This is a genomic window from Pseudomonas xantholysinigenes (assembly GCF_014268885.2).
Lineage (GTDB): Bacteria > Pseudomonadota > Gammaproteobacteria > Pseudomonadales > Pseudomonadaceae > Aquipseudomonas > Aquipseudomonas xantholysinigenes.
This window is the reverse complement of the sequence record NZ_CP077095.1, coordinates 4,015,327-4,036,955: the sequence shown is the minus strand read 5'-3', so window position 1 is coordinate 4,036,955 and position 21,629 is coordinate 4,015,327. Positions and strand designations below refer to the sequence as shown.

Here is a 21,629-nt window from a genome sequence, read left to right as displayed (position 1 = left end):
ACGCTATTGGCCTTGTTGGCCTCTTCGCGGGTAAACCCGCTCCCACATAGGCTTTGTGGGAGCGGGTTTACCCGCGAATGCTTCAGCGCAGTTTTTCCAGCATCTGGTAGTACCACATCCCCGCCGCCAACAGCGGATTGCCCAGCACATCGCCCATCGGCACCTTGATGTGCTTGCACGCCGCGAAGGTATCGAACTGCTCCAAGGTTCCGGTCAGCGCCTCGGCCATGATCTCGCCCATGATGTGGCTGGTGGCGATGCCATGCCCGGAATACCCCTGGCAGTACCAGACGTTGTCCGACAGCTTGCCCAGCTGTGGGATGCGATTGACCACGATGCCCATGGCGCAGCTCCACTGGAACGCGATCGGTACGCCCTTGAGCGCCGGGAAGGTGCGCTCGATGCATGGGCGCAGTTCGGCTTCGATATCCCTGGAATCACGCCCGGAATAGTTGGCGCCACCGCCGAACAGCAGGCGTTTGTCGGCCGTCAGGCGGTAGTAGTCGAGGACGAAGCGGCAGTCGTACACCGCCAGGTCCTGGGGGTTGATCTGTTCGGCCAGTTCGCCCAGTGGCGCGGTGGTGACGATGCCACCCATGGCCGGGAAGATCTTGCCTTTGAGCTGACGCTTTTCCAGTTTGTGGTAGACATCGCCGGCGAGCATCACCTGGCGTGCCTCGATCCGCCCGTGGGCGGTGACCACGGCGGGGCGCGGGCCGTGGACGATGTCGAGCACTTCGGAGTTTTCGAAGATCAGCGCGCCGAGCTCATGGGCGGCACGGGCCTCGCCCAGGCACAGGTTGAGCGGGTGCAGGTGCAGGTTGCGCAGGTTCTTCAGTGCCCCGAGGTACAGCGGGCTCTGCAGGTGGCTGGCCACCGCGGCGCGGTCGAGCAATTGCACCTGGTCGCCCATGCCGCGACGCTGGGCCTCGGCTTCGAAGGCGCGCAGCTCATTCATGTGTGAAGGCTTCATCGCCGCATGCAGGTGGCCGTGCTTGAGATCGCACTGGATGCCGTAGCGCGCGACGCGCTGCTCGATGATCTGGTGCCCGCGCCAGCGCAGGTGCCAAATGAAGTCGTCGACCGCGGCGCCGAGCCGATCACGCATCTGCGTGCGCATTGCCTCGTCGCCCGACAGGCTGCCGGTAACTTGGCCGCCGTTGCGCCCGCTGGCGCCCCAGCCGATACGGTGGGTCTCGACGATGGCGACCTTCAGGCCACGTTCGGCCAGCTCCACCGCGGTGGCCACGCCGGTGAAGCCGCCACCGATGATCGCCACATCCACCTGCACGGTGCCCTTGAGGGTGGGGTAGAGCGTGTCGTCGTTGAGGGTGGCGCTGTAGTAGGACGGCGCGCGTTGGGCCGGCCCGTTGTTCACTGCTGCGTTCATGAGTGTTCCTTGTTGTAATGCGCGACTCAGGCCTGGTGCAGGTACCAGCGCCAGTCCTGTTCGCCGACTTCGGCCGTGAACTGACGGTACTCGGCGCGCTTGACCTTCAGATAGATCGCGAGGAAAGCCTCGCCCAGTGCCTCGCGGGCCCAGCTGGACTGGTCCAGGGCATCGAGGGCGGTCAGCCAGTCGGTGGGCAGGTGTTCGCCGGCCTGGGCGTAGCCATTGCCTTGCACGGGCGCGCCGGGATCCAGCTGCTGGCGGATCCCCGCATGGCTGGCCGCGAGAATGGCCGCGGCCGCCAGGTAGGGGTTGGCGTCGGCGCCACAGATACGGTGTTCCACATGGCGGCTGTTGGCCGGGCCTCCTGGTACCCGCAGGCTGACGGTTCGGTTGTCGACGCCCCAGGTCGGCGCCAACGGGGCATAGCTGTTGGCCTGGAAGCGGCGGAACGAGTTGGCGTTGGGGCAGAACAGCAACAGCGATTCATGCAGATGCCGCAGCATGCCGGCCACCGCCTGACGCAGCAATGGCGTGCCAGCCTTGTCCTCGCTGGCGAACAGGTTGCGGCCCTCGGCGTCCGCCAGGCTCAGGTGCATGTGCATGCCGGTGCCGGCCAGCTGGGCGAACGGCTTGGCCATGAAGCAGGCCTGCATGCCGTGGGCATTGGCCACGCCTTTGACCAGGCGTTTGTAGCGTACCGCCTGGTCCATCGCGGCGAGGGCGTCACCGTGTTCCAGGGTGATTTCCACCTGGCCCGGAGCGTATTCGGAAATCGCCGTGCGCGCCGGAATGCCCTGGGCCTTGCAGGCGGCGTAGAGGTCGGCGAGGAACGGCTCGATCTGCTCCAGCTCGCGCAACCCATAGACCTGGGTGGCCCGTGGGCGCGCGCCGTCGCTGTCCAGCGCCGGTTGCGGGCGGCCCTGGGCATCGCGCTGCTGGTCAAGCAGGTAGAACTCCAGCTCGCAGGCCATCACCGGGTGGTAGCCATCGGCCTTGAGCGCGTCGATGACCTTCAGCAGCACATGGCGCGGGTCAGCCACGCTGGCCGGCAGGCCCTCGCTGGGGTGCATGCTGACCTGCACGGCGGCGGTCGGCACGCGGCGCCAGGGCAGGCGCACCAGGCTGCCGTCCAGGGGGTAGGCGCGGCAGTCGATATCGCCGACATCCCAGACCAGGCCGGAGTTTTCCACATCGTCGCCGTTGACGGTGAGGCCGAGGATGGTGCTCGGCAACGGCCGGCCGCTCTCGTACACGGCCAGTAATTCGTCGCGGTGCAGCAGCTTGCCGCGCGGCACGCCGTTGGCGTCGAGGATGAACAGTTCGATCAAGTCGATATCAGGGTTGTCGGCCAGGAAACGCCTGGCTTGCTCTGCGGAGGCAAAGTGCATGGTGGATTCGCTCGCGCCCACGGGCGCACAGGACCGCCGTGAAGGCCACGGCCAGTCATACTGGAGGGCCGGCGACAAGGCCGGCACGGGTTCAGTGCGTGGCGAGCGAAGTATCTGGTGGGCGCGCGTGGCGGCAATGCCACAGGGCCCAGAAGGCGAGAATGATGTGCACCAGCGGGTTCTCGCCAGCACGGGCCCGGGCCTTCGGCAGCGAAGGAGAGGGCAGCGGGCGGGCGATCAACGGGACGGGAGGCATGCCTTGGATACTCACATGGGCCGTTAGGTTGGTTAAAGCAGTGAATGGCAACCTTCATTCCGCGGTTGGCTAAACATTGCAGATGGCATGGGGGTTGTCCGCGATGGCCTTGTGATGGGGAAAAAGAACCCTCCTACAGCAGTACCGCCTGCGGGCTGATAGGCGAATTGAGCGGCGGGGATCAATGTTGCTGGTTCATGGAGCATTGGCGGCAGGATCAAGCATGCAGCTCGACAGGACGTACCAGGTCATTGCCCGTCACGCGATCGTATTCGACGTCAGCGAGTTCACCATCCAGCCAGGAACGTGCTGCCAGCTGAGGCAATTGGCCTTGCCGTTCGTGCATCGCGGGCATTATCAGGTGATGGAGAACGTGGTGACGCTTTATGAGCGTATGCAGGCGAAGGAGCGGCCGTGTCATATGCGGGTGGCGGTATCCCGCCCGCTGACTCGGCAGCAAGGTGATGATTTGAATCAGCAGAGAAACACGGTTTCCAGTCTTGTTGGTTGGGGGGCCGGCAAAGCAACAGGGGTTGTAGTACTGGGCGTTGCCAGTGCGACGGCTGGAGCGCTGGCGGGGACCGTGGCTGGTGCTTTGGCCGCCTGGGGAGTTCAACAACGGCTGCCGACATTTCACGCTGGCGATGTGTTGGTGTCTTTGTTCGCGAGTGTCAGTGGTGGTATCGGCCCTCAGTCGAGCAGCGTCATGCTGATCCTTTGATCGAGGGTGCTCATGTCTACGTTCTATTTGGTCCTCTACGTGTTAATTGCCTCGACCCTTGCTGATTGGGTGTTCAGGTCAGCGCGACTCAGGGTTTTCCTTTACGTCGCCTGCATGGCGATGGGCGTTAGCAGTTGTACCCAGCTGGGTTCGCGCGACTTCCTGTTGCTCGATGGCTTTGGCTGGTTGAACTTCTTCACCTTTGTTGGCATGCGGTTGTTGTGTGAGCGATCCCGCTTTTTCGAGCGGTAATCGTGATTGAAAAACATCCGAGCCACCCGCTTCCATGCGCTCTTCCTGTGCCTGGGGTCGGTTTTTGTGTGGGCTGGTCCCGCGATGGCGCGGCTCAGCCAGCAAGCCAACGGCAAATCTGCGACAATCGCGCTTCTTACGCACGCCGATCATGAAAAAGCAGCGCTCGCCTGCATCATTAAAAAGCCCCATGACAGACCACGCCATCGAACAACTGCTGAACAACCTCGACCACGCCATGATCGCCGACCGCCATCGTCTGCGTCGGCAATTGCACGAACTGCGCAAGCGCCCCGACGAGGGCAAGCTCGCGCAATGGGTGGAAAAGGTCCAGGCGTCCTGCGCCCAGGTCACCGCGCGCCAGCAGAGCGTGCCGAGCATTCGCTACGACGACAGCCTGCCGATCGCCGCCAAGCGCGACGAGATCAAGAAGGCCCTGGCCGAGCACCAGGTGCTGGTGATCGCCGGCGAGACCGGTTCCGGCAAGACCACCCAGCTACCGAAGATCTGCCTGGAGCTGGGCCGCGGTAGCCATGGCCTGATCGCCCACACCCAGCCCCGGCGGATCGCCGCGCGCAGCGTGGCGGCGCGGGTCGCCGAAGAGCTGGGCACGCCGTTGGGGGCGCTGGTCGGCTACCAGGTGCGCTTCGAGGACCAGAGCGATTCGAACACCCTGGTCAAACTGATGACCGACGGTATCCTGCTGGCCGAGACCCAGCACGATCGCTTCCTCGAGCGCTACGACACGATCATCGTCGACGAGGCCCACGAGCGCAGCCTGAACATCGACTTCCTGCTCGGTTACCTCAAGACCCTGCTGCACCGCCGCCCGGACCTGAAGCTGATCATCACCTCGGCGACCATCGACCTGGAGCGTTTCTCCAAGCACTTCGACGGCGCGCCGATCATCGAGGTGTCGGGGCGCACCTACCCGGTGGACACCTGGTACCGCCCGCTGACCAGCGAGCAGGACGAGGAGGGCAACCAGGTCGAGGACGACCTCTCCGTCGACCAGGCGATCCTCGCCAGCCTCGATGAAATCGCCCAGCACGAGCGCAGCCAGGGCAAAGGCCCGGGCGACGTGCTGGTATTCCTGCCGGGCGAGCGCGAGATCCGCGACGCCGCCGAGATCCTGCGCAAGGCCCAGTTGCGTCATACCGAGATCCTGCCGCTGTATGCGCGGCTGTCGCCGGCCGAGCAGCAGAAGATCTTCCAGTCTCACAGCGGTCGACGCGTGGTGCTGGCGACCAACGTCGCGGAAACCTCGCTGACGGTGCCGGGCATCCGCTACGTGATCGACAGCGGCACCGCGCGCATCAGCCGCTACAGCTACCGCGCCAAGGTCCAGCGCCTGCCCATCGAGGCGGTGTCCCAGGCCAGCGCCAACCAGCGTAAAGGCCGTTGCGGCCGGGTCGAGCCGGGCATTTGCATCCGCCTGTACAGCGAGGAAGATTTCAACGGCCGTCCGGCGTTCACTGACCCCGAGATCCTGCGCACCAACCTGGCCGCGGTGATCCTGCAGATGCTGCACCTGCGCCTGGGCGCCATCGACGCGTTCCCGTTCATCGAGCCGCCGGATGGCAAGGCCATCAGCGACGGTTTCAACCTGTTGCAGGAGCTGTCGGCGGTCAATCGCGAGAACCAGCTGACCCCGCTGGGGCGCCAATTGGCGCGCCTGCCGATCGACCCGCGGCTGGGCCGCATGCTGCTCGAAGGCGCTCGCCAGGGCAGCTTGCAGGAGGTGCTGATCGTCGCCTCGGCGCTGTCGGTGCAGGATCCGCGCGAGCGCCCGCCGGAGCGCCAGCAGGCCGCCGACCAGGCCCATGCGCAATGGAAGGATGTCGATTCCGACTTCGCCGCCCTGGTCAACCTCTGGCGCGGCTTCGAAGAGCAGCGCCAGGCGCTGACCGCCAACCCGCTGCGCAACTGGTGCCGGAAGAACTTCCTCAACTACCTGCGCCTGCGCGAGTGGCGTGACGCCCATCGCCAGCTGGCGCTGATCTGCCGTGACCTGCAATTGGCGGTGAACAAGGAACCGTGCAACTACCAGCCGTTGCACAAGGCCATTCTCAGCGGCCTGCTCAGCCAGATCGGCCAGAAGACCGAGGAGGGTGACTACCAGGGCGCGCGCCAGCGCCGTTTCTGGATTCACCCGTCCTCGGGCATCGGCCGCAAGCGCCCGCAGTGGGTGATGGCCGCCGAACTGGTGGAAACCACCAAGTTGTACGCGCGCGTGGTGGCCAAGATCGAGCCGGACTGGATCGAGCCGCTGGCCAATCACCTGATCAAGAAGAACCACTTCGAGCCGCACTGGGAGAAGAAACGCGGGCAGGTGGTGGCCTACGAGCAGATCACCTTGTACGGGCTGATCCTGGTGGGCCGTCGCCCGGTGCATTTCGGCCCGATCGACCCGGTCACTTCCCGCGAGCTGTTCATCCGCGAAGGCCTGGTCGGTGGTGAAATCCAGTCGCGGGCCAAGTGCCTGGCGGCCAACAAACGCCTGCTCGAGCAGCTCGACGAGCTGGAGGCCAAGGCCCGCCGGCGCGACATCCTCGCCGACGAAGAAACACTGTACGCCTTCTATGAGGCGCGCCTGCCGGAGGAGATCCACCAGACCGCGACCTTCGACAGCTGGTATCGCATGAACAGCCAGAAGGATGCCAATCTGCTGATCATGCGCGAAGAAGACGTGCTCGCCCGCGAGGCCAGCGAGGTCACCGCCGCGCAGTACCCGGACCACCTGCAGGTGGGCGAGTTGAGCTTGTCGTTGAGCTATCACTTCGAGCCCAACCACCCACGCGATGGCGTGACCGTACGGGTGCCGGCGCCATTGCTGCCGAACCTGCCGGGCGAGCGCCTGGAGTGGCTGGTACCGGGCTTGCTCGAAGCCAAATGCATTGCCCTTGTGCGCAACCTGCCCAAGGCCCTGCGCAAGAACTTCGTGCCGGTGCCGGACTTCGTCAAGGCGGCGCTGGCGCGGATGAGCTTCGGCCAGTGTGCGCTGCCGCAAGCCTTGGGCCAGGAGCTGCTGCGCATGACCGGCGCGCGGGTGTCCGACGAAGCCTGGGCCGAGGCCGCCAGCCTGGTGGAAGGCCATTTGCGCATGAACATCGAGGTGGTCGACGCCCAGGGCAAGTTCCTCGGTGAGGGCCGCGACCTGGCCGAATTGACCGCGCGCTTCGCCGCCGCCAGCCAGGCCGCGCTGGCCCTGCCGCGCACAGACAAGGCCGAGCAGCCGGTGCAGGCCAAGGCTTTCGCCGAAGTGGCGCAGACCGCCCAGCAGAAGATCGCCGGGCTGTCGATGACGGTCTATCCGGCGTTGGTCGAGGACAATGGCACGGTACGCGAGGGACGCTTCTCGACCCAGGCCGAGGCCGAGTTCCAGCACCGTCGCGCCTTGCAGCGCCTGTTGCTGCAACAGTTGGCGGAGCCGGCCAAGTTCCTGCGCGGCAAGCTGCCGGGGCTGACCGAGCTGGGGTTGCTGTACCGCGAGCTGGGCCGGGTCGAGGCCTTGGTCGAGGACATCCTGCTGGCCAGCCTGGACAGCTGTGTGCTGGAGGGCGAAGACCCCTTGCCGCGCGATGGTGCCGGCCTGGCGTCGCTGGCCGAGCGCAAGCGTGGCAGCTGGGCCGAGCATGCCGAACGGCTGGCCCGCCAGACGCTCGAGGTGCTGAAGCTGTGGCACGGCCTGCAAAAACGCTTCAAGGGCAAGATCGACCTGACCCAGGCGGTGGCGCTCAACGACATCAAGCAGCAGTTGGCCAACCTGGTGTACCCAGGCTTTGTACGCGAGACGCCTGGCGTCTGGTTCAAGGAGCTGCCGCGTTACCTCAAGGCAGTGGAACTACGCCTGGAGAAACTGGGTTCGCAGGTGCAGAAGGATCGGGTATGGAGCGGCGAGCTGGCCAATTGCTGGGCGCAGTACAAGGCCCGTGTCGACAAGCACGCCCAGGAAGGCAAGCGCGACGAGCAACTGGCACTGTACCGCTGGCTGCTGGAGGAATACCGGGTGTCGCTGTTCGCCCAGCAGTTGGGGACCAAGGTGCCGGTTTCCGACAAGCGACTGAGCAAACAGTGGAGTCAGGTGGAAGCCTAACCTCCCCAAGTTGTGGCAAACTTGCAGGAATTTGCGGCCGCTGTGCGGCCGATCGCGGCACAAGGTCGCTCCTACAGGCAAACGCCGATGCTGTAGGAGCGGCCTTGTGCCGCGAACGAGGGCGCAGCCCTCGCCTACAAACTGGTACCAAGGTGCCAGTACCGACCTTTATTTTCGGCCAGCGCCCGTTTGGCGATGGCCTCTGACAGAGGAACGACCGTGCACAACGTCGTGATCAGCGGCACCGGCCTGTACACCCCGGCCCAGAGCATCTCCAACGAAGAATTGGTGGAATCCTTCAACGCCTGGGCACAGCGTTTCAACCGTGACAACGCCGCCGCCATCGAGCGCGGCGAAGTCGAGGCGGCGCCGCTGTCCGATGCCGCATTCATTGAGAAAGCCTCGGGCATCAAGAGCCGCTTCGTCATGGACAAGGCCGGCATTCTCGACCCGCAGCGCATGAAGCCGCGCCTGCCCGAGCGCGGCAACGACGAGCAATCGATCCTTTGCGAGATGGGCGTGGCTGCTGCCCGCCAGGCCCTGGAGCGTGCCGGTCGCACCGCCGCCGATGTCGATGGCGTGATCGTCGCCTGTTCCAACCTGCAGCGTCCGTATCCGGCCATCGCCATCGAAGTGCAGCAGGCGCTGGGCATCCAGGGCTTCGCCTTCGACATGAACGTGGCTTGCTCGTCGGCCACCTTCGGTATCCAGACCGCCGCCAACAGCGTGCAGCTGGGGCAGTCCCGCGCGGTGCTGGTGGTCAACCCGGAGATCTGCACCGGCCACCTGAACTTCCGCGACCGTGACAGCCACTTCATCTTTGGTGATGCCGCCACCGCCGTGCTGATCGAGCGGGCGGACCTTGCGACTTCGAAGCACCAGTTCGATATCGTCAGCACCAAGCTGCTGACCGCGTTTTCCAACAATATCCGCAATAACTTCGGCTTCCTCAACCGCGCCGCGGAAGAGGGCATCGGCGCCCGCGACAAGCTGTTCGTGCAGGAAGGCCGCAAGGTGTTCAAGGAAGTCTGCCCGATGGTCGCCGAGCTGATCGGCCAGCACCTGGCCGAGAACGACCTGCAGCCGTCGGACGTCAAGCGCTTCTGGTTGCACCAGGCCAACCTGAGCATGAACCACCTGATCGTCAAGAAACTGCTCGGGCGCGAAGTGGCCGAGGAAGATGCGCCGGTGATCCTGGACCGTTATGCCAACACCAGTTCGGCGGGTTCGGTGATTGCCTTCCACCTGTACCAGGACGACCTGGCCAAGGGTTCGCTGGGGGTGCTGAGTTCATTCGGTGCTGGGTATTCGATCGGGAGCGTGGTCCTGCGCAAGCGCTGATTTTCGGCTTGAAAATGCTGGGGCCGCTTTGCGGCCCTTTCGCGACACAAGGCCGCTCCTACAGGGAAATGCGATCACCTGTAGGAGCGGCCTTGCGCCGCGAAAGGGCTGCAAAGCAGCCCCAGCTTTCTAACAGGCAAAAAAGCGGGAAATGCCGGATGGGGTCAGCATTTCCCGCTTCAGGTAAAGCAAAGGCGCGTTGCGCTTAGAACTTGGCTTCCAGGTCCACTTGCAGCGTGTCGACATCGGCATTGCGGTTCGGCAACTGCGACAGGTCGGTCTTGGCCATCAGGTAGGCCGCGCCGAGGGAGAAGTTCTTGTCGATCTCGTAGCCGACCTTGAACTTGTGCCCGCGCGAGCCGGTGAAGCCGGCGCCGAAGTCGGAGTCGGTGAACAGGCTGACCACGGCGTTGCGCTGCACATCGCGGTAGTTGTAGTCCAGGCTCCAGGCGCCGAGCTTGGTCTTCAGGCCGGCCAGCCAGGCCTTGTCTTCGCCGTCGGTGCTTTCGGTGTTCTTGACGAACTGGCCGTAGGCCGACAGCGGGATGGCGAAGCCGGTGAAGTCCACCTGGCCAAAGCCCTCCACCAGGTTGAACTCGTCGGTGGTGTTGCCGAAGCTGCGCAGCACGGCCGACTTCTTGTCGTTGTCGAAGCCGTAGATGCTGCCGCCCACGGTGACCTTGACGGTATCGGCGGCGTTGAACCTGGTGCCCAACTGGCCGTGGTACAACTGGGCGTCGTGCTTGAACTGCACGCCGTCGCCGTCGACGTTGTCCTTGAGGGTGTAGTGGCCGGCACTGCCGAACAGCTCGGCGGCGCCCAGGTTGGTCTTGTAGGTGACGGCCACGCCTTCAGGGTTGATGTCGCTGTCCCAGATGATGTCGCCCATGCTCACCCACGGCTGCATCATCTTGCCGCCGATCAGGTGCAGGTTGGGCACGGCGGTCGGGTGCCAGTCGAGGTAGGCGAGGTCGACCCACAGCGATTTCTTGTCGAAGTAGTTGTCCAGGCTCTGGTTGGTCGAGCGGGCATCCGAGCTGCTGCCGGTGGCCACGCGCACGCCAGCGTCGACCTGCGGGTTGATCTCGCTGTAGAAGCCGACACGGGCCCGCACGCGCTCGCGGTCTTGGTTGCCGCTGCGGCTGTTGGGGTTGTCGACGTTGACGTCTTCGTAACGCAGGCGCACATCACCCTTGATCTGGGTCTTGGCGGCCCATGCCACTTTTTGTTCGAAGGAGCTCAGACGCTCGGACTGGGCTTTCTGGTCGGCCTTTTCCTTGGTTTCCTTTGCCAGGTCGCCCTGCAGTTCGTTGTACTGCGCCTGGTTGATCGAGCCATTGGCGCGGAGCATTTCGAGCAGCTTGGCGTCGACAGCAGCACTGGCCGGAGTACTCAGAGCCAGCATCATGCCGGTGAGGCTCACCCCGGTAAGTGTAGAAACAAGACGCATAAGGTTCTCCCTGTTGGAAAAAGTGGGGAGGCTCAAGCGCCCGCCCCCAAGTTGGCATGTCTTCGGAAAGGGCCTGACTAGACAGGTTCTGGGGTTCCGGAAAACAGGCGCAAGTATTGCGGGGGCGAATGACAGAATAATGTCTAAACAGTGGCACTGTTGTTAAGTCAGCAGCTTGTCATTTGAGCGTCACGCGCGAGTTGGTAATACTGGCGCTCTCTTTCCTGCGAGTCGGAATTGTGATCAGCCTCCACAGCCTTGCCCACCTGCGCGACCTGCCGGCGACCACCTGGGACGCCCTGGTGGCGGACGCCCAGCCGTTCCTGCGGCATGCTTTCCTCACGGCAATGGAGGACAGTGGCAGCGTGGCGCCCGATACGGGCTGGGCCGCCGAGCATCTGGTACTGGAGCGTGACGGTGAGGTACGTGCGTTGCTGCCGGCGTACCGCAAGTGGCATTCATTCGGCGAGTACGTGTTCGATCACGGCTGGGCCGATGCCTGCGAGCGCGCCGGTATTGCCTACTACCCGAAACTGCTCGGCGCGGTGCCGTTCAGCCCGGTGAGCGGGCCGCGGCTGCTGGCCGCCGATCCGGCCGAGGGGGCGTTGTTGTTGCAGGCGATTCCGGAGTATCTGGACAAGGGCGGGTTGTCCGGAGCGCACATCAATTTCACCGACCCGGCGCTGGATGAAGCCATGGCCGGTTTACCCGGCTGGATGGAGCGCCTGGGCTGCCAGTTCCACTGGCGCAACCCCGGCTACCGGGATTTCCAGGACTTTCTCGACCGCCTCAGCTCGCGCAAGCGCAAGCAGATGCGCAAGGAGCGTGAGCAGGTGGCCGGGCAGGGGATCGATTTCGCCTGGTACCGGGGCGACCAGCTGAGCGAGGCGCAGTGGGACTTTGTCTATCGCTGCTACGCCAACACCTATGCGATACGGCGCCGGGCGCCTTACCTGACGCGCGCGTTCTTCAGCCTGGTCGCCGAGCGCATGCCCGAGGCCATCCGCGTGGTGATCGCCCGACAGCACGGGCGCGAGGTGGCGATGGCGTTCAGCCTGGTGGGCGGCGACAGCTTGTATGGCCGTTACTGGGGCTGCCTGGATGAGTTCGACCGGCTGCACTTCGAGACCTGTTTCTACCAGGGCATGGACTTTGCCATCGACGAAGGCTTGCAGCGTTTCGATGCCGGTGCCCAGGGCGAGCACAAGCTGATCCGTGGCTTCGAACCGGTGATCACGCGCTCGTGGCATTACCTGTGCCATCCGGGGTTGCGGCGGGCGGTGGAAGAGTTTCTGGCGCAGGAGCGGGTGGGGGTCAGGGCGTATGCCGAAGAGGCGCGGGGGATGTTGCCTTATCGTCGGGACTGAAGGTTGTCAGTGCCGGCCTTTTCGCGGGTAAATCCGCTCCCACAGATATTGCGAAGAACCTGTGGGAGCGGGTTTACCCGCGAAGCGGCCGGTGCGGACGGAAGCAGCTATCAATCCACCCCGACGAACCCGCCGGTCTGGTGATGCCACAACCGCGCGTACAACCCGCGCTGGGCCAGCAACTCGCTGTGGCTGCCGCTCTCGACGATATGGCCCTTGTCCAGCACGATCAGCCGGTCCATGCGGGCAATGGTCGACAGGCGGTGGGCGATGGCGATCACCGTCTTGCCCTGCATCAGGGTTTCCAGGCTTTCCTGGATCGCTGCCTCGACTTCGGAGTCCAGCGCCGAGGTGGCCTCGTCCATGATCAGGATCGGCGCGTTCTTCAGCAGCACCCGGGCAATGGCGATGCGCTGGCGCTGGCCGCCGGACAGCTTCACCCCGCGTTCGCCGACATGTGCATCGAAACCGCTGCGGCCCTGGGCATCGGACAGCTGCGGGATGAACTCGTCGGCCCGGGCCCGGCGCACTGCTTCCCAGACTTCCTCGTCAGTGGCGTCGGGGCGGCCGTACAACAGGTTGTCGCGGATCGAGCGGTGCAGCAGCGAGGTGTCCTGGGTGATCATGCCGATCTGCGCGCGCAGGCTGGCCTGGTTGACCTCGGCGATGTCCTGGCCGTCGATGAGGATGCGCCCGGCCTGCACGTCGTAGAGGCGCAGCAGCAGGTTGACCAGGGTCGACTTGCCGGCGCCAGAGGGGCCGATCAGGCCGATCTTCTCGCCGGGGCGGATGTCCAGGTTGAGCGCGTCGATCACCTGGCTGCCCTTGCCGTAGTGAAAGCCCACATGTTCGAAGCGCACCGCGCCATGCTTGACCTTGAGCGCCGGCGCCTGGGGCTTGTCGCTGACGGTGACCGGCTGGGCGATGGTCTGCAGGCCGTCCTGGACCATGCCGATGTTCTCGAAGATGCCGTTGACCACCCACATGATCCAGCCCGACATGTTGACGATGCGGATCACCAGGCCAGTGGCCAGGGCAATGGCGCCGACGCTGATCGATGACTGGCTCCACAACCACAGGGCCAGGCCTGTGGTGAAGACCACCAGCAAGCCGTTGAGCGAGGTGATGACCACGTCCATGCTGGTGATCACCCGCGAGGCCAGCTGGGTTTTCTCGGTCTGTTCGCTGATCGCTTCGCGGGCGTACTGCTGCTCGTAGTCGGTGTGGGCGAACAGCTTGAGGGTGGCGATGTTGGTGTAGCCGTCGACGATGCGCCCCATCAGCTTGGAGCGGGCGTCCGAGGAGATCACCGAGCGTTCCTTCACCCGCGGCACAAAGTAGTACAGCGCGCCGATGTAGCAGGCGATCCACACCAGCAATGGCAGCATCAGGCGCCAGTCGGCCTCGGCGAACAGCACCAGTGCGCTGATGGCGTAGATCAGCACATGCCACAAGGCATCCACCGCCTGCACCGCCGAGTCGCGCAGCGAGTTGCCGGTCTGCATGATGCGCTGGGCGATGCGCCCGGCGAAGTCGCTCTGGAAGAAGTTCAGGCTCTGCTTGAGCACGTAGGTATGGTTTTGCCAGCGAATCAGGCTGGTCATGCCTGGGCTGATGGTCTGGTGCACCAGCAGGTCGTGCAGGCCGAAGAACACCGGCCGTAGTACCAGCACCACGACCACCATCCAGATCAGCTCGCCGCTGTGCTCGCTGAAGAAATTGGCGTTGGGGGTGCCCTGGGCCAGGTCGATGATGCGGCTCAGGTAGCTGAACAGCGCCACCTCGATCAGCGAGGCGATCAGGCCGACGATCAGCAAGGCGAGGAAGCTCGGCCAGACCTGACGCAGGTAGTAGAGGTAGAAGGGCCAGACTTTGCCGGGGGGCGCCTCGCTGGGCGCCTCGCGGAAGATATCGATCAACTGCTCGAAACGACGGTACAGCATGGGTGACAACACTCCTGTTTGACCCGGCACACGTCCCTGTGCGGCGCGTGGTCAGTCGATACGTTTGGCCGACTTGATGTACACCGGGTCGGCCGGGACATCACGCATGCCTTTCTTGATGGTGGTGGGCGAGTTGACGATCTGGTCGACCACCTCCATGCCCTTGGTGACCTTGCCGAACACTGCGTAGCCACGGTCGCGGCCCGGGTTGAGGAAATCATTGTCGGCAACGTTGATGAAGAACTGGCTGGTGGCCGAGTTCGGGTCGGAGGTGCGGGCCATGGACAGGGTGCCGCGGGTGTTCTGCAGGCCATTGCTGGCCTCGTTGCGGATCGGCTCCTTGGTGTTCTTTTGCACCATCTGGTCGGTGAAGCCACCGCCCTGGACCATGAAGCCCGGGATCACGCGGTGGAAGATGGTGTTGTTGTAGAAGCCGCTGTCGACGTACTCGAGGAAGTTCTTCGTACTGATCGGGGCTTTTTCTGCGTTCAGCTCGATTTCGACCTGGCCGAAGCTGGTGTCCAGCAGCACGTGCGGGGTCTTGTCCGAGGCCATGACGCTGGTGGCGAAGGCAACCGAGCAGGCGGTGAGCAGAAGTTTTTTCAGCATGGGCTCAAAGATCCTTGAGAGGTGGAGGCGGCTGCGAGGAATGGCAGCACGGTACGGTTGAAGGCTTCAGGTTGATCCAGGGGCGTAGCGTGCCGCGAATCGACGATGACCGCCAGCCTGGCGTTGGGCATCAGGGCAACATAGCGCTCTTTCAGGGCGACCGGGGTGTAGTCCTGGTCGGCGGCGATCACCAGCGTGGGACAGCGGATCTGGCCGATGCGTTCCTGCACGCCCCAGTCGACGATGGCGTCGAAGCTCTTGAGGTAGGCGCGCTTGTCGTTGCGCGCCCAGCGCTCGGCCATCTTGCGCCGCAGTTCGGCCTGTTGCGGCTTGGGGAACAGCCGCGCGGCCAGGCCCTGGCCCACGGTCTGGACACTGAGCAGGCGCGCCAGGCTCCAGCGCTTGAGCCACCAGAGCCAGTCGCTGCGGGTGCGCCGTTTCACTTCGGGGGCGCTGTTGACGATGCACAGGCTGCGCAGCCGGTCGGGGTGGTCGACGGCGAATTGGAAGCCGACCATGCCGCCCATGGACAGCCCGACAATATGCACCGGGCCGCAGTCCAGCTGTCGCAACAGGGCCAGCAGGTCGTCGCTGAAGGTCTGGATCTGGTAGCCCCGGCGCGGCTTGGACGACTGCCCGTGGCCACGGATGTCCATCAGGATCACTCGATAGTGGCGGCTGAACTCCGGTACCTGCAGTTCCCAGTCCTGGCTGCTCGAGCCCAGCCCGTGCAGCAGTACCAGGGGTTCGCCCTGGCCGTGTTCCTCGTAATGCAGCAGGCATCCGTCGTGTTCGAAACAGGCCATGGGCGCGGTCCTTTCAGGCTTGCGGGGGGGCGGCGAAGGGCACGTCCAGGGGCGCGGTGTCGAAATTGCGCAGCAGTTCGATGAGGATCTGCGTGGCCGGGCCCAGGGTTTTTTCCTTGCTCGAGTAAAGGTAGAACAGCGGGTGGCGACTGCCACCCTGATCCAGCGGCAGCGGCTTGAGCACGCCTTCGCGCAGCTCGCGCTCGATCATGTGCCGGGGCAGCCAGGCGAAGCCCAGGCCGCTGCTGACGAAAGTGGCGGCGGTGCCCAGGCTGCCCACGGTCCAGCGCTGCTCGGCGCCGAGCCAGCCGACGTCGCGTGGCTGGGCGCGGCCGGAGTCGCGGATGACCACCTGCAACTGGCTTTCCAGGTCCTGGAAGGTGATTTCGCGGCCCATGCGGTGCAGGGCATGCTCGGGGTGGGCGACGGCGATGAACTCCACCGGGCTCAGTTCGGTGCCCAGGTAGCCGCCAATGTTGAAGCTGCTGATGGCGAGGTCCGCGATGCCTTCGTGCAGCACTTCCTCGACCCCGGACAGCACCTCTTCGCGCAGGCGCACCCGGCAGCCACGGCTTTGCGGCATGAACGCGCTCAGGGCGCGGACCAGGCGGGCACTGGGGTAGGCGGCATCGACCACCAGGCGCACTTCCGCCTCCCAACCCTGTTCCATGTGATGGGCCAGGTCCTCGAGCTGGCTGGCCTGCTTGACCAATTGCCGCGAGCGGCGCAGCAGCACGCTGCCGGCCTCGGTCAGCACTGCCTTGCGTCCGTCGATGCGCAGCAACGGCACGCCCAGTTGCTCCTGCATGCGCGCCACGGTGTAGCTCACCGACGATTGCGAGCGGTGCAGGGCCTCGGCGGCCTGGGCGAACCCGCCATGATCGACCACCGCCTGCAGGGTTCGCCACTGATCCAGGGTTACGCGCGGCGCTTTCATCTATGGCTCCTGTTGTCCTAAGCTGCGCTCTTCTCAAGGAGAGCGCCCTATGAAGAAATGCTGTCTGGCCTTGCTGCTGTGCCTGCCCTTCGCGGTCCAGGCTTATCCCATCGACGTGGAAAAGGAACTGACCGGGGTCAAGGTCGACTACACCGCCTATGACACCGCCTACGACATCGGCGCTATCACCCTGAACAACTATGGGCAGGTCCCGGCGGCGTGCAAGGTCACCTTCCGCAACGGGCCCGAGGCACCGCGGGTGCGACGGGTCAACGTGCCGGCCGGCAAGAGCCTGGATGTGACGGCCAAGTTCAACCGGCAGATCATCAAGCTGCGCATCGTGCTCGACTGCCAAGGCGGAATAAACTGATTAATCGATAGATTGAACCCACTTTTTACGCTTTTTTATCGATAGGTCAACCTTTAATCTCACCTCCATCGCATCACACCCCTTTAGCGCCGATGGAGGCACCCCATGTCCCGCGTACTGATCATCGAAAGCAGCGCCCGCCAGCAGGATTCCGTTTCTCGCCAGCTGACCCAGGATTTCATCCAGCAGTGGCAGGCGGCGCATCCTGCGGACGCGATCACGGTACGCGACCTGGCGGTGAGCCCGGTGCCACACCTGGACGCCAATCTGCTGGGCGGCTGGATGAAGCCCGAGGAACAGCGCAGCGCCGCCGAGCGTGAGGCACTGGAGCGTTCCAACGCGTTGACCGACGAACTGCTGGCCGCTGATGTGCTGGTGATGGCCGCGCCGATGTACAACTTCACCATCCCCAGTACGCTGAAAGCCTGGCTGGACCATGTGCTGCGCGCCGGCATCACTTTCAAGTACACCCCCACCGGCCCACAAGGGCTGCTGGCCGGCAAGCGCGCCATTGTCCTGACCGCCCGCGGCGGCATCCATGCCGGTGCCAGCAGCGATCACCAGGAGCCCTACCTGCGCCAGGTAATGGCCTTCATTGGTATCCATGACGTGGACTTCATCCACGCCGAGGGCCTGAACATGAGCGGCGAGTTCCACGAGAAGGGCCTGAACCAGGCCAAGGCCAGGCTGGCCGCAGTGGCCTGAGCCACGACGAATTCCCAACCCTGACACCTTGTTGCTCCTTTGGGTGTGCCTGCCCGGCCAGTTCATGGCCGGGCTTTTTTATGCCGACCTCAAGCCATGCACTCCACCTGTGGGAGCGGGTTTACCCGCGAAGCAAGCGACGCGGTGCCTGGCACCGGCTGCGCCGGTGTTCGCGGCTAAAGCCGCTCCCACAGGGATCGCGCTAGCTTTAGCAGTTGAGCAAGACAGTTGCTCCAACAGAGAACGCACTGCATTCAAGGCCTGTGGTAGTGGGCTTGCCAGCGAAGAGGGCATTACTGCCCCCACATTTCCAATGGTTGAACTGCCCAGACCCAACCCGCTAAGGTCGCCGCCTTGCTCCACGAGGACCAACCATGGGCTACCTGATAATCGTCGCGCTGATCCAGGCGTACTCCTTCAACCTGATCGGCGAATACCTGGCCGGCCACGTCGACAGCTACTTCGCCGTGCTGGCGCGGGTGCTGCTGGCCGGGCTGGTGTTCCTGCCGCTGACCCGCTGGCGCCAGGTCGAGCCGCGTTTCATGCGTTCGATGCTGCTGATCGGCGCCCTGCAATACGGCATCACCTATGTCTGCCTGTACCTGAGTTTCCGCGTGCTGACGGTACCCGAGGTGCTGCTGTTCACCATCCTCACGCCGCTGCACGTGACCCTGATCGAGGACGCCCTGAACCGTCGCTTCAACCCTTGGGCGCTGCTGGCCGCGCTGGTGGCGGTGGCCGGCGCCGCGGTGATCCGCTTCGACACGGTCACCGGCGAGTTCTTCATGGGCTTCCTGCTGCTGCAACTGGCCAATTTCACCTACGCCGCCGGCCAGGTGCTGTATCGCCACCTGGTGGCGCGTCACCCCAGCGACCTGCCGCACTACCGGCGTTTCGGCTACTTCTACCTGGGCGCGCTGCTGGTAGTGCTGCCGGCGTTCCTGCTGTTCGGCAATGCCCAGCACCTGCCGAGCACCGACACCCAATGGCTGGTGCTGCTGTTCCTCGGCCTGTGCCCGACTGCCCTGGGCCTTTACTGGTGGAACAAGGGCGCTTGCCTGGTTTCCGGCGGCACCTTGGCGGTGATGAACAACCTGCATGTGCCGGTGGGCCTGCTGCTCAACCTGCTGATCTGGAACCAGGACGAACCATTGGGCCGCTTGGCCGTGGGCGGTGGGATCATCCTGGCGTCGGTCTGGCTGAGCCGTCTGGGTGGGCAACGTCTGGGGGCGCCGGGCGCGGCCTGAATCGCGCCATGCTCAGACCTGGTGACGCATACCACGGTGTATCACCAGGCACAGCGGCAAGGTCAGCGCCAAGGTGCCGGCCAGCGCCACCAGCCCCAGGGTCACCCCGGCATGGTCGGACATCGCGCCGATCAGCACCGGGGCCAGCGCGCCTCCACCCACGGTACCGGTGTAGTAGCCGGCGAACACCCGTTCGCGATTTGCGCGACCGGCGAAATCCGGCACCAGGCCGGTCAGTACCGAAGACGTGCCGTTGAGCGCCACGCCAATCAGCGGCATGACCAGCATCAGCGCCAGCAGTGGCAGCAGCAGTGCCACCAGGATCAGCACGGCCGTCAGCAACTCGGTGCAGATCACCGTGCGCACCGGGCCCAGGCGCGCGCCCAGGTAGCCGCAGAACAACTTGCCGAATGCACCGCCGATGAACAGCAGCGCCAGGGCCAGGCCGATCTGGGCGGTGGCCGCGCCCCTGGCCTGCAGCAGGAACGGCAGGAAGGTCAGAAACCCCATGCGCACGCCGCTGTCGAGGGTGCCGGTGGCGATCAGCGCCATCAGGCCGGAGGGCGTGCCGGCCTGGTGCTGGCGCGTAGGTTTGGCGGCAGGCTCGGCCTGCGCAGGCGGCTGGCGCAACAACCCCCACAGCAGCGCCGCCGCGCCAAGCCCGAGCAGGCCAAGCAGCGTGGCATTGGCCTGCCAGGACAGGTACACCAGCGCCAGGCCGCTCAGCCCAGGAATCACCGCCTTGCCGATATCGCCGGCGAAGTTGTACTGGGCCAAGGCGTGCTTGACCCTGCCACTGCCGTCGTAGGCATCGGCGACCAGGGCGCTGGCCAGCGGGTGCTGGGTGCTGGCGCCGAGGCCGGCGAGCATCAGGGCGATCAGCAACAGGCTCAGGTCGCTGGCCTGGGCGGCGAGCAGGTAAGCCAGCCCGGCCAGCGCCGTGCCCCGGATCAGCAGGGCTTCGCGCCCCCAGCGGCGGGCACCTTTGCTGGCCAGCAGTTGAAAGCCCGCCATCATCCCGGCGTAGGCGCCGCGTAGCAGGCCAACCTGGGCGTAGCTGAGGCCGAAGGCGACTTGCCAGAGGGGCAACAGCACGTAGATGACATCGGTGAGGCCGTCATGCACGCCATGGGCGAGACTGGCGGCGGCCAGGGCCTTGCGCCTAGGGGTAGTGTCGTTGTTGGCGTGGGGCGGGCTGAGGGACAGATCCTGACGCATGGTTCGCTCACGGTGGCTGCGAGTGGCGTTGATCGGTCATCAGGGGAAGGTCCGTCGATCTTCCTTGATGACGTTTTGCGCCTAGCGTAGTGGGCCTGTGGGGCAAAAAGCAAAGGGCGCCCATGGGCGCCCTGGGGGATCACGCGTCGCTCAGCGTCTCCAGGCTGCGCGGCTGCGGTTGTGCCTGCGGCCGGGCGGCGAGGCCCGCGCGCATGTCATTGCCGCTAGGCTGCTGATACAGGCTCAGGCCGAACTCCGGCAGCACCGCCAGCAGGTAGTCGAAGATATCGCCCTGGATGCGCTCGTACTCGGCCCACACCGTGGTGGTGGTGAAACAGTAGATTTCCAGTGGCACGCCTTCGGCGGTGGTCTGCATCTGGCGGACCATGCAGGTCATGTTCGGGTGCACGTTGGGGTGGTTCTTCAGGTAGGCCAGGGCGAAGGCGCGGAAGGTGCCGATGTTGGTGAGCTGGCGGCGGTTGGCCGACAGCTCCGCCACCGGACCCAGGGCCTCGTTCCACTGGTGCAACTCCTGACGTTTCTGGCTCAGGTAGTCGCCCAGCAGGCGCACCTGGCCAAGTCGGCGCTCTTCTTCCGCGTTGAGAAAGCGCACGCCGGCGGCATCGATGAACAGGCTGCGCTTGATCCGCCGCCCGCCCGATTGCTGCATGCCGCGGTAGTTGCGGAACGACTCGCTCATCAGGCGCCAGGTGGGGATCGAGACGATGGTCTTGTCGAAGTTCTGCACCTTCACCGTGTGCAAGGTGATGTCCACCACGTCGCCATCGGCGCCGGCCTGGGGCATCTCGATCCAGTCGCCGACATGCAGCATGTCGTTGCTGGTCAGTTGCACGCTGGCGACGAACGACAGCAAGGTGTCCTTGTACACCAACAACAGTACCGCCGACATGGCGCCCAGGCCCGACAGCAGCAACAGCGGCGAGCGGTCGATCAGGGTGGCGACGATGATGATGGCGGCGAAGATCCACAGCATCATCTTGGCCAGCTGCATGTAGCCCTTGATCGAGCGGGTGCGGGCGTGTTCGGTGCGGGCGTAGATGTCCAGCAGCGCGTCGAGCAGGCACGACAGGGCGCGGGTCATGAACAACAGGGTCACGGCCAGGGCGACGTTGCCGAGGAAGTGCTGGGCGGTGGCCGACAGCTCCGGCACCAGCTTGAGGCCGAACTGCACCACCAGCGACGGGGTGGTCTGGGCCAGGCGGTGCAGTACCTTGTTGTGGCGCAGGTCGTCGAGCCAGCGCAGCGCCGCCTGGCGCGCCAGCAGGCGGGTGGAGTGCAGGATCAGGAAGCGCGCCAGGCGGCCGATCAGCAGCGAGACGAACAGCAGCACGACCAGGCCAAGGGCGGCGTGCAGCGCGGGGTGTTGGTCGAGCGTGCCCCACAGGTCGAGGGCGTCACGCCAGAAGCGTTGGATGTCCATGGGCTTGAAAACGGTCTGTATTGCGGTACGAGGCGACATTAGAGCGTGGATCGGCGCAAAGTTGCCAAAAGAAATTCGGTTCTGGCGGC

17 protein-coding genes are annotated in these 21,629 nt (G+C 64.8%); 7 read left to right on the top strand and 10 right to left on the bottom strand.

Annotation, left to right across the window (positions count from 1 at the left end; genetic code table 11):
* Window positions 1–82: 82 nt before the first annotated feature.
* Together HU772_RS17865 and HU772_RS17860 are read right to left on the bottom strand one after the other, a co-directional pair.
* Complete coding sequence (locus HU772_RS17865) at window positions 83–1,390, bottom strand: NAD(P)/FAD-dependent oxidoreductase (RefSeq protein ID WP_186661195.1); 1,308 nt, start codon at window positions 1,388–1,390, stop codon at window positions 83–85.
* A gap of 26 nt (window positions 1,391–1,416) precedes the next feature.
* Complete coding sequence (locus HU772_RS17860; RefSeq protein WP_186661197.1) at window positions 1,417–2,781, bottom strand: glutamine synthetase family protein; 1,365 nt, start codon at window positions 2,779–2,781, stop codon at window positions 1,417–1,419.
* Between the two features lie 479 nt (window positions 2,782–3,260).
* On the opposite strand from HU772_RS17860, the gene HU772_RS17855 reads away from it, so the two are divergent.
* A complete protein-coding gene (locus tag HU772_RS17855; protein WP_186661199.1) occupies window positions 3,261–3,758 on the top strand; it encodes a hypothetical protein in 498 nt (165 codons plus the stop codon).
* 78 nt (window positions 3,759–3,836) lie between these two features.
* Here the strand turns inward: HU772_RS17855 and HU772_RS17850 are convergent, their stop codons facing one another.
* Window positions 3,837–4,217 (bottom strand): hypothetical protein, encoded by a 381-nt coding sequence (locus HU772_RS17850; protein ID WP_186661201.1) that lies wholly within the window; start codon window positions 4,215–4,217, stop codon window positions 3,837–3,839.
* Here HU772_RS17850 and hrpA point away from each other — a divergent pair.
* Window positions 4,201–8,106, top strand: coding sequence for an ATP-dependent RNA helicase HrpA (hrpA, locus tag HU772_RS17845; RefSeq protein WP_186661203.1), 3,906 nt, complete (start codon window positions 4,201–4,203; stop codon window positions 8,104–8,106). The genes HU772_RS17850 and hrpA overlap by 17 nt on opposite strands.
* A 219-nt stretch (window positions 8,107–8,325) precedes the next feature.
* Complete coding sequence (locus tag HU772_RS17840) at window positions 8,326–9,447, top strand: beta-ketoacyl-ACP synthase III (RefSeq protein WP_186661205.1); 1,122 nt, start codon at window positions 8,326–8,328, stop codon at window positions 9,445–9,447.
* A gap of 205 nt (window positions 9,448–9,652) precedes the next feature.
* Here HU772_RS17840 and HU772_RS17835 read toward each other — a convergent pair whose 3' ends face one another.
* A complete protein-coding gene (locus HU772_RS17835) occupies window positions 9,653–10,897 on the bottom strand; it encodes a putative porin (RefSeq protein WP_186661207.1) in 1,245 nt (414 codons plus the stop codon).
* Between the two features lie 239 nt (window positions 10,898–11,136).
* Here HU772_RS17835 and HU772_RS17830 point away from each other — a divergent pair, with 239 nt between their 5' ends.
* A complete protein-coding gene (locus HU772_RS17830) occupies window positions 11,137–12,264 on the top strand; it encodes a GNAT family N-acetyltransferase (RefSeq protein ID WP_186661209.1) in 1,128 nt (375 codons plus the stop codon).
* A gap of 110 nt (window positions 12,265–12,374) precedes the next feature.
* Here HU772_RS17830 and HU772_RS17825 read toward each other — a convergent pair whose 3' ends face one another.
* Genes HU772_RS17825 through HU772_RS17810 form a run of 4 tightly spaced genes read right to left on the bottom strand, consistent with a single transcriptional unit; the run spans window position 12,375 to window position 16,559 of the window.
* Complete coding sequence (locus HU772_RS17825; protein ID WP_186661211.1) at window positions 12,375–14,207, bottom strand: ABC transporter ATP-binding protein; 1,833 nt, start codon at window positions 14,205–14,207, stop codon at window positions 12,375–12,377.
* Window positions 14,208–14,258: 51 nt separating this feature from the next.
* Window positions 14,259–14,816 carry a peptidylprolyl isomerase gene (locus HU772_RS17820; protein ID WP_186661213.1) on the bottom strand — a complete coding sequence of 186 codons (558 nt, stop codon included), beginning with the start codon at window positions 14,814–14,816 and terminating at the stop codon, window positions 14,259–14,261.
* On the bottom strand, window positions 14,810–15,622 hold the full coding sequence (locus tag HU772_RS17815; protein WP_186661215.1) for an alpha/beta fold hydrolase: 813 nt from the start codon (window positions 15,620–15,622) through the stop codon (window positions 14,810–14,812). Before HU772_RS17815 ends, HU772_RS17820 begins: the two co-directional genes overlap by 7 nt.
* A gap of 13 nt (window positions 15,623–15,635) precedes the next feature.
* Window positions 15,636–16,559: a LysR family transcriptional regulator gene (locus HU772_RS17810; protein ID WP_186661216.1), complete on the bottom strand. Its 924-nt coding sequence runs from the start codon at window positions 16,557–16,559 to the stop codon at window positions 15,636–15,638.
* A 49-nt stretch (window positions 16,560–16,608) separates the two neighbouring features.
* On the opposite strand from HU772_RS17810, the gene HU772_RS17805 reads away from it, so the two are divergent.
* The 3 genes from HU772_RS17805 to HU772_RS17795 all read left to right on the top strand — a co-directional run bounded on the left by HU772_RS17805 (window position 16,609) and on the right by HU772_RS17795 (window position 18,881).
* Window positions 16,609–16,929: a 3-phosphoglycerate kinase gene (locus HU772_RS17805; RefSeq protein ID WP_186661218.1), complete on the top strand. Its 321-nt coding sequence runs from the start codon at window positions 16,609–16,611 to the stop codon at window positions 16,927–16,929.
* A 105-nt stretch (window positions 16,930–17,034) separates the two neighbouring features.
* On the top strand, window positions 17,035–17,634 hold the full coding sequence (locus tag HU772_RS17800) for an FMN-dependent NADH-azoreductase (protein WP_186661220.1): 600 nt from the start codon (window positions 17,035–17,037) through the stop codon (window positions 17,632–17,634).
* Window positions 17,635–18,008: 374 nt separating this feature from the next.
* Window positions 18,009–18,881, top strand: coding sequence for a carboxylate/amino acid/amine transporter (locus HU772_RS17795; protein ID WP_186661222.1), 873 nt, complete (start codon window positions 18,009–18,011; stop codon window positions 18,879–18,881).
* A gap of 12 nt (window positions 18,882–18,893) precedes the next feature.
* Here HU772_RS17795 and HU772_RS17790 read toward each other — a convergent pair whose 3' ends face one another.
* Window positions 18,894–20,099, bottom strand: a complete 1,206-nt coding sequence (locus HU772_RS17790) for an MFS transporter (RefSeq protein ID WP_186661224.1) — start codon at window positions 20,097–20,099, stop codon at window positions 18,894–18,896.
* Window positions 20,100–20,238: 139 nt separating this feature from the next.
* The gene (locus HU772_RS17785) at window positions 20,239–21,540 is read right to left on the bottom strand and encodes a mechanosensitive ion channel family protein (RefSeq protein ID WP_186661226.1); all 1,302 of its coding nucleotides are present in this window, start codon (window positions 21,538–21,540) and stop codon (window positions 20,239–20,241) included.
* Window positions 21,541–21,629: the final 89 nt, after the last annotated feature.

Bases quoted from the DNA above. Each gene is read 5' to 3' on its own strand.
- HU772_RS17865 (WP_186661195.1), bottom strand. From the start codon at position 1,390: ATGAACGCAGCAGTGAACAACGGGCCGGCCCAACGCGCGCCGTCCTAC.
- HU772_RS17860 (WP_186661197.1), bottom strand. From the start codon at position 2,781: ATGCACTTTGCCTCCGCAGAGCAAGCCAGGCGTTTCCTGGCCGACAAC.
- HU772_RS17855 (WP_186661199.1), top strand. From the start codon at position 3,261: ATGCAGCTCGACAGGACGTACCAGGTCATTGCCCGTCACGCGATCGTA.
- hrpA (WP_186661203.1), top strand. From the start codon at position 4,201: ATGACAGACCACGCCATCGAACAACTGCTGAACAACCTCGACCACGCC.
- HU772_RS17850 (WP_186661201.1), bottom strand. From the start codon at position 4,217: ATGGCGTGGTCTGTCATGGGGCTTTTTAATGATGCAGGCGAGCGCTGC.
- HU772_RS17835 (WP_186661207.1), bottom strand. From the start codon at position 10,897: ATGCGTCTTGTTTCTACACTTACCGGGGTGAGCCTCACCGGCATGATG.
- HU772_RS17825 (WP_186661211.1), bottom strand. From the start codon at position 14,207: ATGCTGTACCGTCGTTTCGAGCAGTTGATCGATATCTTCCGCGAGGCG.
- HU772_RS17820 (WP_186661213.1), bottom strand. From the start codon at position 14,816: ATGCTGAAAAAACTTCTGCTCACCGCCTGCTCGGTTGCCTTCGCCACC.
- HU772_RS17815 (WP_186661215.1), bottom strand. From the start codon at position 15,622: ATGGCCTGTTTCGAACACGACGGATGCCTGCTGCATTACGAGGAACAC.
- HU772_RS17810 (WP_186661216.1), bottom strand. From the start codon at position 16,559: ATGAAAGCGCCGCGCGTAACCCTGGATCAGTGGCGAACCCTGCAGGCG.
- HU772_RS17805 (WP_186661218.1), top strand. From the start codon at position 16,609: ATGAAGAAATGCTGTCTGGCCTTGCTGCTGTGCCTGCCCTTCGCGGTC.
- HU772_RS17800 (WP_186661220.1), top strand. From the start codon at position 17,035: ATGTCCCGCGTACTGATCATCGAAAGCAGCGCCCGCCAGCAGGATTCC.
- HU772_RS17795 (WP_186661222.1), top strand. From the start codon at position 18,009: ATGGGCTACCTGATAATCGTCGCGCTGATCCAGGCGTACTCCTTCAAC.
- HU772_RS17790 (WP_186661224.1), bottom strand. From the start codon at position 20,099: ATGCGTCAGGATCTGTCCCTCAGCCCGCCCCACGCCAACAACGACACT.
- HU772_RS17785 (WP_186661226.1), bottom strand. From the start codon at position 21,540: ATGGACATCCAACGCTTCTGGCGTGACGCCCTCGACCTGTGGGGCACG.